General features: G+C 48.6%; 13 protein-coding genes. 1 reads left to right on the top strand and 12 read right to left on the bottom strand.

From position 1 onward, the window contains the following. The first annotated feature begins 54 nt into the window (after nt 1-54). On the top strand, nt 55-1,191 hold the full coding sequence (locus H8D24_03060; protein ID MBC8519372.1) for a trypsin-like peptidase domain-containing protein: 1,137 nt from the start codon (nt 55-57) through the stop codon (nt 1,189-1,191). On the opposite strand, the gene H8D24_03065 is transcribed toward H8D24_03060, so the two are convergent. The 12 genes from H8D24_03065 to H8D24_03120 form a co-directional block, all read right to left on the bottom strand. Beyond that, the gene (locus H8D24_03065) at nt 1,192-2,265 is read right to left on the bottom strand and encodes a histidinol-phosphate transaminase (GenBank protein ID MBC8519373.1); all 1,074 of its coding nucleotides are present in this window, start codon (nt 2,263-2,265) and stop codon (nt 1,192-1,194) included. It lies immediately after the preceding gene. A 208-nt stretch (nt 2,266-2,473) separates the two neighbouring features. After that, nucleotides 2,474-3,766 carry a histidinol dehydrogenase gene (gene hisD / locus H8D24_03070; protein ID MBC8519374.1) on the bottom strand — a complete coding sequence of 431 codons (1,293 nt, stop codon included), beginning with the start codon at nt 3,764-3,766 and terminating at the stop codon, nt 2,474-2,476. Then, nucleotides 3,766-4,413: an ATP phosphoribosyltransferase gene (locus H8D24_03075; protein MBC8519375.1), complete on the bottom strand. Its 648-nt coding sequence runs from the start codon at nt 4,411-4,413 to the stop codon at nt 3,766-3,768. Before H8D24_03075 ends, hisD begins: the two co-directional genes overlap by 1 nt. A gap of 32 nt (nt 4,414-4,445) precedes the next feature. Next, on the bottom strand, nt 4,446-5,702 hold the full coding sequence (gene murA, locus H8D24_03080) for a UDP-N-acetylglucosamine 1-carboxyvinyltransferase (protein ID MBC8519376.1): 1,257 nt from the start codon (nt 5,700-5,702) through the stop codon (nt 4,446-4,448). 12 nt (nt 5,703-5,714) lie between these two features. Next, nucleotides 5,715-6,497, bottom strand: a complete 783-nt coding sequence (locus H8D24_03085; GenBank protein ID MBC8519377.1) for an ABC transporter permease — start codon at nt 6,495-6,497, stop codon at nt 5,715-5,717. Between the two features lie 2 nt (nt 6,498-6,499). Next, a complete protein-coding gene (locus H8D24_03090; protein ID MBC8519378.1) occupies nt 6,500-7,414 on the bottom strand; it encodes an ABC transporter ATP-binding protein in 915 nt (304 codons plus the stop codon). After that, nucleotides 7,395-7,703: an STAS domain-containing protein gene (locus H8D24_03095; protein ID MBC8519379.1), complete on the bottom strand. Its 309-nt coding sequence runs from the start codon at nt 7,701-7,703 to the stop codon at nt 7,395-7,397. Before H8D24_03095 ends, H8D24_03090 begins: the two co-directional genes overlap by 20 nt. Further along, complete coding sequence (locus H8D24_03100; protein ID MBC8519380.1) at nt 7,700-8,353, bottom strand: ABC transporter substrate-binding protein; 654 nt, start codon at nt 8,351-8,353, stop codon at nt 7,700-7,702. The genes H8D24_03095 and H8D24_03100 overlap by 4 nt, the downstream gene beginning before the upstream one ends. Nucleotides 8,354-8,361: 8 nt before the next feature. Next, on the bottom strand, nt 8,362-8,925 hold the full coding sequence (locus H8D24_03105; protein ID MBC8519381.1) for an outer membrane lipid asymmetry maintenance protein MlaD: 564 nt from the start codon (nt 8,923-8,925) through the stop codon (nt 8,362-8,364). Between the two features lie 44 nt (nt 8,926-8,969). After that, nucleotides 8,970-9,728 (bottom strand): lipid asymmetry maintenance ABC transporter permease subunit MlaE, encoded by a 759-nt coding sequence (gene mlaE / locus H8D24_03110; GenBank protein MBC8519382.1) that lies wholly within the window; start codon nt 9,726-9,728, stop codon nt 8,970-8,972. Continuing rightward, complete coding sequence (locus H8D24_03115) at nt 9,728-10,588, bottom strand: ABC transporter ATP-binding protein (GenBank protein MBC8519383.1); 861 nt, start codon at nt 10,586-10,588, stop codon at nt 9,728-9,730. Before H8D24_03115 ends, mlaE begins: the two co-directional genes overlap by 1 nt. A gap of 86 nt (nt 10,589-10,674) precedes the next feature. After that, complete coding sequence (locus H8D24_03120; protein MBC8519384.1) at nt 10,675-11,286, bottom strand: hypothetical protein; 612 nt, start codon at nt 11,284-11,286, stop codon at nt 10,675-10,677. Nucleotides 11,287-11,526 lie beyond the last annotated feature (240 nt).

The following is an 11,526-nucleotide window of genomic DNA, read 5'->3' on the forward strand; positions in this document are numbered from 1 at the left end:
CATGCTCTCTGATTCAATAGCTATTTGTATCACAGTTTGGTTATCATCTGCAGCATGAATCAACCCACCACCACAGCACTAATAAAATTGTTCACTTTTGCGCTTGCTGCGACCTTCCTCTTGATGTTGCTGCGACCAGAGCTTTTTATCCACTCCGGCCCAATAGTGGAGATTCAGCAGAGCAAAAACAGCCCTGTTGGAAGTGGTCCAGCTTCTTATGCAGATGCTGTTGCCATCGCCGCACCTGCTGTAGTCAACATCAATACAGCCAAGGTTGTAACGGAGCGCCGTATTACCCTGCTGGATGACCCGATTTTCCGCCATTTTTTTGGCGACAGATTGCGTGTTGTACCACGCAAACGTCTGGAGACCAGCCTTGGGTCTGGGGTAATAGTTAGCAGAGATGGATACATCCTGACCAACAACCATGTCATTGATGGTGCTGATGAGATCCAGATCTCACTACATGATGGACGTAGTGGAGAGGCAAAACTTATAGGTAGTGATGCAGATACTGATCTTGCCCTTCTGAAGATTGAGATGAGTGATCTCCCCGCCATAACATTTGGTCACTCCACTCCTCTCCGGGTTGGTGATGTTGCGCTGGCAATTGGAAATCCATTTGGCGTTGGACAGACTGTAACAATGGGAATTATCAGTGCTACAAACAGAAACCAGCTGGGAATAAGTAACCAGGAGAATTTTATTCAGACAGATGCTGCAATTAATCCTGGAAATTCTGGTGGTGCACTTATTGATGCATCTGGAAATCTGATTGGAGTCAATACAGCAATCTTTTCCAAAACTGGTGCCTCACACGGGATTGGTTTTGCGATACCCGTGTCCACCACACAGCATGTAATGAGACAGCTAATTGAACATGGTGTAGTACAGCGAGGATGGATAGGGGTAGAGATGCAGAATCTTACCCCGGAACTTGCTGCATCATTTGGAGTCAGTACAACTCATGGTGCAATTGTTGCAGGGTTATACCGTAATGGTCCTGCAGCAAGATCAGGATTAACCCCCGGAGATATTGTCACCCATGTTAATGGAGAGGCAATTCAGAGTGGTGAGGATGTTGCCAATATTGCACTCAATATGGAGCCCGGGTCTGTTCTTGAGTTTCGGGGGGTACACAATGGAGATACTGCGACATGGCGTATTACAATTGCCCCAAAAGAGCAGTGATCAGATCGCAGCAAGTCCTGCCTTCAAGGCGTCCATAAATTTGCCATTCTCTTCTGCCGTACTGACCGTTACCCGCAGACAATCAGCCAACGCACCACCAGCAGGGCTCATGTTCTTTATCAGCACACCACGATCCTTGATCTCCTTAAAGAGTTTATCTGCACAACCTGGAGCAACCCTGAACAGAATAAAGTTCGCCTGACTTGGATATACTTGTTCGATATATTTAATTACTGCCATCTTTTCAAGCAGATCGTCACGGTTATGTCGTAACTGTTCAGCCTGGCTGTGCAGCACTGATGAGTGCTGAAGAATGAAACTTGCCGCATGCTGGGTCAATACATTGATATTGTATGGTAGCCGTACCTTGTTGATCTCTCTAATCCATTTCGGATCACCTGCCATCAGGCCCAGACGTAGCCCAGCTAGCCCCATCTTGGAGACTGTGCGCATTACCAGAAGATTTTCATGCTCCGGTATATGTCCCATAAAACTCTCTTCGGCAAAAACATGATAAGCCTCATCAACCACTACAAAACCTGGGGCAACATGAAGAATTTTCCGGATATCATCAGCGCTCCATAAATTCCCTGTTGGGTTATTTGGGTATGCAAGGAATACAACAGCCGGCTGATACTGTTCAATCGCCTTAACCAATGCATCCATATCAAGATTGAAGTTGCTATCCAGCGGTATGCCGACAAAATCCATGCCGACAAAACTGGTGATCATCTTGTACATTACGAAGGTTGGCTCTGGAGCCAAAACAGTCCGTCCCGACTCAGCAACAGCCATCAACAACATCTGAATCAACTCGTCAGAACCATTACCCAGCACAATCTCACAGCCATCTGGCACCCCCATCTCCTGGCTAATCTGCAGAGAGAGTTCACGAGCTGCTGGATCCGGATAGCGGTTTATCTCTACACTACCGACCGAATCAAGCCACTCCTGCTGCAGTGGTTCTGGCCAGTGATACGGGTTCTCCATTGCATCCAGCTTTATCCAGTCACCCGGGTCTGGCACATGGTATGCAGAGAGCGCTTGAATCTCTGATCTGATCCACTGCTTCATAAGGATCTATCCAGAGTAGGGAACCTCTGAAAAAGCTTAATGGGATGGGGGTTTGGGGGAAGGGCTCTATAGGTGTTGTTGTAACATACTGAACCATAACCCTTCCCCCATAGAATAACTTGTAAGGGAGATCTGATTGGGTCACGAAGTGACTTAATTAGAGCTGCTCTAGCCACAGGGAATTGACTGTTACGAAGAGTAAGCGCCATTATTTGTTGATTCTATATTCTGCAGAGCGGGCATGTGCCGTCAATCCCTCTCCTCGCGCCAGGATAGATGCGGTTTTACCAAGCTCTGATGAGCCTTCAGCAGAACACATTATCAGACTTGAGCGCTTCTGGAAGTCATAAACTCCAAGTGGCGATGAGAACCTTGCGGTTCTGGATGTTGGCAACACATGGTTAGGGCCGGCACAGTAGTCTCCAAGTGCCTCCGCTGTATAGCGCCCCATAAATATCGCCCCTGCATGACGAATACCTGGCAGTAGCGCCTGTGGATCATCTACCGAAAGCTCCAGATGCTCTGGTGCGATGTAGTTGGTTACCTCAAGTGCCTGCTCCATATTTTCCACCTGAATCAGTGCGCCACGGTCTGCAAGTGCAGTACGAATAATATCTGCACGCTCCATCCCATCCAGCAGTTTTTCTATACTCTGCTCAACCGCATCCAGAAAACCTGTGTCCGGTGATATCAGAATTGATTGTGCATCCTCATCATGCTCAGCCTGGGAGAAGAGGTCCATAGCAATCCAGTCCGGATCTGTCTTGCCATCACAGACCACCAGAATCTCTGAAGGGCCTGCAATCATGTCAATACCCACGCTACCAAATACCATACCCTTGGCTGTAGCAACGTAGATATTTCCCGGGCCCACAATCTTGTCAACCTGGGGAATTGTCTCTGTACCATATGCCAGAGCCGCCACAGCCTGTGCCCCGCCAACAGTATAGACCTGATCTACGCTGGAAATTGCGGCAGCAGCCAAAACCAGCTCATTGACTGTACCATCCGGGGTGGGTACTACCATAATCAGCTCTTCAACCCCGGCCACCTTGGCGGGAATTGCGTTCATCAGCACAGATGATGGATATGCCGCCTTGCCTCCAGGCACATAGAGCCCTACTCTATCCAGCGGGGTAACCTGCTGTCCAAGTATTGTGCCGTCTTCCTCGGTATAGCTCCAGGATTCCACCTTCTGATGCTGGTGGTAAAGACGCACCCGTTCAGCCGCATGCTCCAGAGCACCGCGCTGATCATCAGGCAGATCATCCAGCGCCCGCTGTAATCTCTCTTGAGATAGAGTTAGTGCCCCCATATCATCTACCGAAAGCCGATCAAAACGGTTGGTATATTCGACTAGCGCCTCGTCTCCGCGCTTGCGAACCTCCAACAGAACCTCTTTTACAGTCTGATGAACCTGCTCATTAGATACGCCTTCCCAGGCCAACAGCTGCTCCAGCTCTTTCTGAAAGTTGTTATCTAATTTGTTTAAGCGCCTCATTAGTTAACCTCTTGCTGCTGCTCTACCGCATCAGATATTTTCTGAATAAGATCCTTAACCTGTTGACTCTTCATCTTCATCGATGCCTTATTTACTACCAGCCTGGAGCTGATCTGTGCGATCTCTTCAAGTGGCTCCAGACCATTAGCCTTCAGAGTATTTCCTGTCTCTACCAGATCCACAATACAGTCAGCAAGCCCGACCAGCGGGGCCAGCTCCATTGCTCCGTAAAGTTTGATAATCTCGACCTGCTGCCCAAGTGATGCAAAATAATTTCTGGCCGAGTTTACATATTTAGTGGCTATCCGCATTCGACCATCAGGTGCAGGTGCACCAACTACTCCAGCTGTCATCATTCGGCAACGTGCTATCCTCAGATCCAGAGGCTCATAGAGATTACTGCTGCCATACTCCATCAGCACATCCTTGCCCGCTACTCCCAAATCTGCCACGCCCCTCTCCACAAAAGTCGGCACATCGGTTGCTCTGATTACAACCACCTTTACATGCTCCAGATTTGTATCAAGAATCAATTTTCTGCTGGTAACTGGATCATCAACAGGACGAATCCCGGCCGCCTCCAACAGAGGCAGGGTATCCTTGTATATGCGCCCCTTGGAGAGGGCAATTGTCAATGGCTTGTTCATCTCTCTATTGTAACTGATTGGCCTGGCAAATTTTATGGTAGGCGCTCAATATCCGCTCCCAGCTGCATAAGTTTCTCCTCAATCGTCTCGTAACCACGATCAATATGGTAGATGCGCTCTATCACTGTCTCCCCCTTGGCTGCCAGACCAGCCAGCACCAACCCTGCCGACGCTCTCAAATCAGTCGCCATCACTCTTGCCCCAGTCAATGATTCAACACCATCAACTACAACAGTGTGCCCCTGCATCCGGATATTGGCGCCCATCCGCTGAAGTTCCGGCACATGCATAAAACGGTTCTCGAAAATGGTCTCAGTAACCATCCCAACCCCCTTGGCAACTGTGTTGAGTGCCATAAACTGTGCCTGCATATCGGTAGGAAAGGCGGGGTGAGGCGATGTGGTCAAGGTAACTGCTTGCGCCCTTCTACCACCCATATCCAGAGCAATCGAATTCTCTCTGATGTCAAGATCAGCGCCAGCCTCCTCCAGCTTCAACAGCACCGACTCCAGCAATACAGGGTTGGTATCAACCAACTCTACACTGCCACCTGTAATGGCCGCAGCAACCAGGTAAGTACCCGTCTCAATTCGATCAGCAATTACGTTGTACTCTACCCCATGCAGCGACTCTACCCCTTCAATCTTGATGGTTGCACTGCCTGCACCACTGATTTTTGCCCCCATCCTGTTGAGGAAATTGGCCAGATCCACCACTTCTGGTTCGCGCGCAGCATTCTCCAGTACTGTTTTTCCGTCTGCCAACGTGGCTGCCATCATCAGATTCTGTGTGCCGGTTACAGTTACAGAATCCAGCAGGATATGCGCCCCCTTCAACTGGCTTGCCTTGGCATGAATATATCCATTTTCCACTGCAACCTCCGCGCCCAATGCGCGCAACCCGTCTACATGAAGATTTACTGGACGCGCCCCTATTGCACAGCCCCCAGGCAGAGAAACTATTGCCTCCCCAACCTTTGCCAACAGTGGACCCAACACCAGAATTGAGGCACGCATTGTCTTAACCAGGCTGTAGTCAGCAAATGGATTTGAAATGGTCGATGGATCAATCCCTACTCCATCAGAACTCTCCACCACCACACCAACTCCCATGGTTGAGAGGAGATTCATCATGGTGCTGACATCCTGCAGCTGGGGCACTCGACGGATAGAGACCGACTCATTCGCAAGCAGGGAGGCCGCAAGAATCGGAAGCACTGCATTCTTGGCGCCGGATATCCTGATCCGTCCATGAAGCGATCTACCACCAGTAATTCTTAACTTATCCATAACAGCAGAGTCCTACCCCCTTAGTTTGTAACCGGAACGAAGCATTCCAATGGAGAGCAGTGAGAGTGCGGTAAAAAACATGAACGCAACCACCATACTCTGTATATGACTAACATCAGACACTCCAAGAAACCCATACCTGAAACCATCAATCATATAAAATACCGGGTTATAGGCGGATATTTGCTGCCAAAAAGGTGGGAGATCCTGAATGGAGTAGAACACACCGCTCAGAAAGGTTAGTGGCAAAATAATGAAGTTTTGAAATGCTGAGAGGTGGTCATATTTATCCGACCAGATTCCAGCTATCACCCCCATCGCACCCATCACTCCGCTTGAGAGTGTTGCAAATAACAGAATCAATGCTACAGAGTAGATCTCCACATCCACCAACAGTGCCGCCACTGCCATAACCCCTATTCCCACCACTAACCCCCTGAGAATTGCAGCAGCAACGAAGGCAATATAGAACTCAAAAGATGAGAGAGGGGCCAGCAGCACAAATATGATATTTCCATTCATCTTGGACTGCAGAATACTGGACGATCCATTGGCAAATGCATTTTGAGCCAAGGCCATCATGACCAACCCAGGGATCAAAAAACTGCTGTAGCTATGCCCTTCATAGACCACTACTGCCTCCTCAAAGACCACTCCGAAAACCAGCAGATAGAGCAGAGTTGATACTGTTGGGGCCAATACTGTCTGTACAAAAACCTTGAGGAACCGCCACACCTCCTTGCGGAACAGGGTCCAACAGCCATATAAATTTTGTGGTTTAACTCTATTGATCATCACTAATCCCCGGTCAGATCCAGAAACACCTCTTCCAGAGTTGGCTCACGAATCTGTAACTGATGACTATCGACTCCCAGCTCTGTCAACTGCTGCAACAGTTGCTGCTTATCCTGCTCTACACGGGAGAGACGGATCTCTGTTCGGCTCCTGCTCCTGGAGATGACAGCAGACTCAATATTTGTCGGAAGCCCATAATTCGGATCTGGCATTTTTCCCACCACCGCCACTTGCCACGAACTTTGTGAGATCAGTTCCTGCTTGTCACTTAGCGCAACGAGAGCTCCCCTGTTCAGAATGGCAATACGATCACACATCGACTCTGCCTCCTCCAGATAGTGAGTCGTAAGCAGAATTGTATGGCCCTCTTTATGGAGACGATGCGCAAAATCCCACAGTGCCCGGCGCAGCTCCACATCTACCCCGGCTGTCGGCTCATCCAGCACCACTACAGGCGGGCGATGAACCAGTGCCTGGGCAATCAACACACGACGCTTCATCCCTCCCGAGAGGTTATGCAGGTTCTCATCTCTTTTATCAGACAGCTTGAGGGTATCCAGCAACTCCTCCAGCCACTGCCTATTCTCTCTTCCCAGTCCAAAATATCCAGACTGAATCTTCAACATTTCCCACACCGTGAAGAATGGATCGTAGACCAGCTCTTGAGGCACAACACCTATCTGACTTCTGGAGTGGCGATATTGGGTCACCACATCATACCCCATCACCTTGACCTGACCTGCAGTAGGCCTAACCAGCCCCCCCATGATATTTATAAGGGTTGATTTTCCTGCGCCATTAGGGCCCAGCAGGCCAAAAAACTCTCCCTGCTCCACACTAAAACCAACTCCTCGCAGGGCATTAGTAGCACCAAACTGCTTCTGAACCTGAACTATATCAAGTGCCAGAGAACTCATTCAGGATCCCATCCACACCACTCACCTGGGCCAGCCCCTCAAGCTTGTAAGGAACGTTCAAAAACCGGACCACCCGTTGATCTCTCTTCATCTGACGAAGCCACTCGATCAACAGTGCAAGCCCTGCACTATCTACACGCCTAACTCCTCCAAGGTCGACCACAAGATCGCCATGATTTCCAAAATAGTTGGTGGAGTCACGTAGAGCCTCTCTGGCAGTGGAGAACGTCATCTCCCCTTTAAGAAGAATATGGTGTTCTGATTCGACAACAAATGACAGGCTACTCACCCCTGCTCCTCAGCTATTTTATTGCCATCATTATTGTTGTGAGTTGAGAGACGTTTGATCAAACCATCCAGTCCAACCTTGCGAATCTCTGCCGCAAAACTGGAGCGATAGTTCTTCACCAGACTGACTCCATCAATAATAATATCGAACACCTTCCACTCTTTCTGCTTGTCCTGACGAACCTGGAACAGAACAGGAATCGGTGGCCCTCCATTACCTCCAGAGAATTCTGCACGTACCACTGCATCCTTGCGTTTTGGATTGCGATGAAATGGTTTAAAGGTGACACTTTTGCCTCGAAACTCAACCAGTGCGCCCGCATAGGTGCGGATCAACATACCGGCAAACTCATCCATAAACTGTTGGCGCTGCTCTGCTGTTGCCTTGCGCCAGCTTTTTCCAATAATCCAGCGTGACATGAGTTTCATATCCATATGTGGAATAACAAACTCATTAACCAACATTCTGGCAACCTGCTGCGTATGGGCAGGGTCTGTTTTCATTAGATCCTCCTCCAGCAGAAGCTGATCCATCACCTGTTCGGTCAGATTTCTGATCATCACATCTGGCCCCTCTTCTGCTGACACAGACGTACTGAACAGCAACCACGCCATCAGAAACCAGGCTAATTTGCCATATCTGATTGTCATGAACCACATCACTCCTTGTCCACCTGATTAAAGAGGAATTGTCCTATCACCTGTTCCAGAGCAATTGATGATTGCGTCATCCTGATCTCATCGCCGGGAAGAAGGAATGTTGCGCCCCCACCACCAGGCTCTATACCAACATACTGCTCACCCAACATGCCTGCTGTCAGAATTGATGCTGCCGCATCCTCATACAACACCGTAGCACACTCAGGAAACAGTACTGCCTCGCTATCTTCAGGTGGCTCATCTCCGCACAAGACCAGTATTGGCACTCCATCTTTATCCAGTATCTGTTCTCCAGACTCAGTCACTCTCTGTAGAGAGAGCTTTTCCGGATCAATCCTCATCTCTACAATTGCCCGGTACTCCAGATTATCGAGATAAACATCGGTAACCCTGCCAACCTGAACACCTGCCATGGTCACTGGTGCACGCACCTTGAGGCCACCAATCTCATCGAAACGGGCTTCCAGTCGATATCCAGAGTCACTATTGTAGCTACTCAAATTTCCAACATAGAAGGCCAACACAAGCAGGGCAACTATTCCCAACCCTGCAAAGAGTCCCACCCAGATTTCTACTGTTCTTTCCTGTCCCATTCTATGTCCCGTCTCTACGCACTAAACATCAAAGCTGTTAAAACAAAATCAAGTCCCAATACTGCTAAAGATGCATTCACTACTGTACGAGTTGTTGCTCTTGAGACCCCTTCTGATGTTGGTGTTGCATCATATCCCTCAAACAGGGAAATCCATATAATCACAAAACCAAACACCACGCTCTTGATAATCCCATTCAGGATATCATCATAAAAATCTACCCGCGCCTGCATCTGTGACCAGAAGGCACCATCATCTACCCCTAGCAGTGGGACCGCCACAAAATACCCCCCAAACACACCCAATACGGTAAATATTGCCGCAAGCAGTGGCATCGAGATAAAACCGGCCAGAAAGCGTGGGGCAATAATTCTACGTACTGGATCCACCGCCATCATCTCCATGCCAGAGAGCTGCTCTGTCGCCTTCATCAGTCCAATCTCTGCTGTTAATGCGGAACCTGCTCGTCCAGCATACAGCAGTGCTGCAACCACGGGACCCAATTCACGAACCAACGAGAGAGCCACCAGCACCCCAAGCGACTCCTCTGCCCCAAAATCAACCAGTGTATTGTAGCCTTGCAACCCCAACACCATCCCTACAAAAATCCCTGCTACCACAATAATCAGCAGAGAGTGGACACCAATCCAGTAGAGCTGACGAGTTACCAACCCAAAACGGGCAATCAGGCTCCCCATACCAGCCAGCACCCTGATCAAAAAAAGTTGCCCACGCCCCACTCTTCTGAAAATAGAGAGTAACTGCATTATCATTATATAGACCCCATCATCTCATCCTCAATGGACTCTGTCGGGTAGTGAAAAGGAAGCGGACCATCCGGCTCACCCTGCATAAACTGTTCTATCCATGCAGAACTATTCTGCTTAAGCTGTTTGGGAGAGCCCTTGCCAACTATCCTGCCTTCAGCCAGCAAGTAGACATAATCGGCTATTGCCATGGTCTCCTCCACATCATGGGAGACAATTATACTGGTTAGCCTCAAGGTCCTGTTAAGCTCACGAATAAGCTTCATCAACACCCCCATGGAGATTGGATCCTGCCCAGTAAATGGCTCATCATACATAACCATTATTGGATCCAGGGCAATGGCACGTGCCAAAGCCACTCTACGAGCCATTCCTCCCGAAAGCTCAGAGGGCATAAGCTCCTTTGCGCCACGCAGACCAACAGCCTGGAGCTTCATCAGCACCAGATCATGAATCATTGATTCAGGAAGATCGGCATGTTCTCGTAACGGGAAAGCGACATTTTCAAAAACTGTCATATCGGTCAACAGCGCACTGCTTTGAAACAGCATTCCCATACGCTTACGCAGAGAGTAGAGCAAGTTGTGGTCAAGCTCAGAGATATTTTTACCATCAACATGAACTGTTCCGGCTAAAGGCGATAGCTGCCCTCCAATAAGACGTAACAGCGTGGTCTTGCCAGTTCCGCTTGGCCCCATAATGGCAACAATTTTACCTCTGTGGATATCAAGGTTGATCCCCTGAAACAGCGGCAGATTATCACCATTGCGACTTTCGTGAGCAAACTCCAGATCTCGAATACGCACCAGCACATCTGGACGCCTTCTTTTCTGGGGTTTTCTTGTCTGTCTGTATGATTTTGGCACCAGTTGCTCACTAAATGGAAAAGGTAATCTGAATCTGGTAAAGAATTATGCCCAACCTGTAACGTAGAGGCTAATTGTAGTCAATATTACCCCAATAATGAGGAGATAGTCTCCGCATTTTCGATATTACCACTCAGTCCAGGGCCCGGAATAAAAATCAATGTATCGAGGTTCTCTTTTTTCAACAACTCAACGAGAGTTCTCATCTCCATGGGAATCAGCTCTTGTGACGCATGGAGCAGAGCAACCCCATCCCCTCCCCGTAGAGAGATAACTGACTCCATCAACGAATCATTTGTAGCGATATCTGCCATCTGGAAAAGTGGGATATTTGAGAATAAATCATGCGGGATCTCACAGTCCTCATACAGCAAAATCCCAACCAGCCTGTCATGTAAGAGAGCAATTTTTTTGAGCACCTGATTCTCCAGAAAACCCGGATCGGACAATAACTGCGAGTGGTGGAGGGAGATGTAGAAACCAATATTTTCGTGGGTATCATCCTCCCACCCCTCGACTGTATCTTGGTCAGCATCCATTAGCTCATCAAATGGAACAACCACCACATCAACCATATTGGATATATAGGTCAATCTCCACTCATCAGGCAGATCATCCGGATATAGATTGCTCTCCTGGAACCCACTATTCCATCCGAACACACCAACCCTAAGCTGTGGAACAACTATATTTTTCAATTTAGGAACCTCTGAAAAAGCTTGAAAAAATCACGCAATGCAATGACATCGATTGATTATATCAAGCGTTGCATAAGTTGATGCATACCCTTTTCAGGGTGCGCTATACAACATCCCTGTTCGCTCGACGATAGCCGTCCCTGGCTATCGACACCCCTAAAAAGGGTATGCATCAACTTATGCAAGCTAGTCTCTAATTCCAAGTGCAACACCAATCGTATAAGGTGTTGCCATGAACAG

The sequence above is a fragment of the Candidatus Thiopontia autotrophica genome, assembly GCA_014384675.1.
GTDB lineage: Bacteria > Pseudomonadota > Gammaproteobacteria.

Coding starts and splice junctions, on each gene's coding strand:
- H8D24_03065 (MBC8519373.1), bottom strand. CDS start 2,265: ATGAAGCAGTGGATCAGATCAGAGATTCAAGCGCTCTCTGCATACCAT.
- H8D24_03090 (MBC8519378.1), bottom strand. CDS start 7,414: ATGAGTTCTCTGGCACTTGATATAGTTCAGGTTCAGAAGCAGTTTGGT.
- murA (MBC8519376.1), bottom strand. CDS start 5,702: ATGGATAAGTTAAGAATTACTGGTGGTAGATCGCTTCATGGACGGATC.
- H8D24_03085 (MBC8519377.1), bottom strand. CDS start 6,497: ATGATCAATAGAGTTAAACCACAAAATTTATATGGCTGTTGGACCCTG.
- H8D24_03060 (MBC8519372.1), top strand. CDS start 55: ATGAATCAACCCACCACCACAGCACTAATAAAATTGTTCACTTTTGCG.
- H8D24_03075 (MBC8519375.1), bottom strand. CDS start 4,413: ATGAACAAGCCATTGACAATTGCCCTCTCCAAGGGGCGCATATACAAG.
- hisD (MBC8519374.1), bottom strand. CDS start 3,766: ATGAGGCGCTTAAACAAATTAGATAACAACTTTCAGAAAGAGCTGGAG.
- H8D24_03100 (MBC8519380.1), bottom strand. CDS start 8,353: ATGACAATCAGATATGGCAAATTAGCCTGGTTTCTGATGGCGTGGTTG.
- mlaE (MBC8519382.1), bottom strand. CDS start 9,728: ATGATAATGCAGTTACTCTCTATTTTCAGAAGAGTGGGGCGTGGGCAA.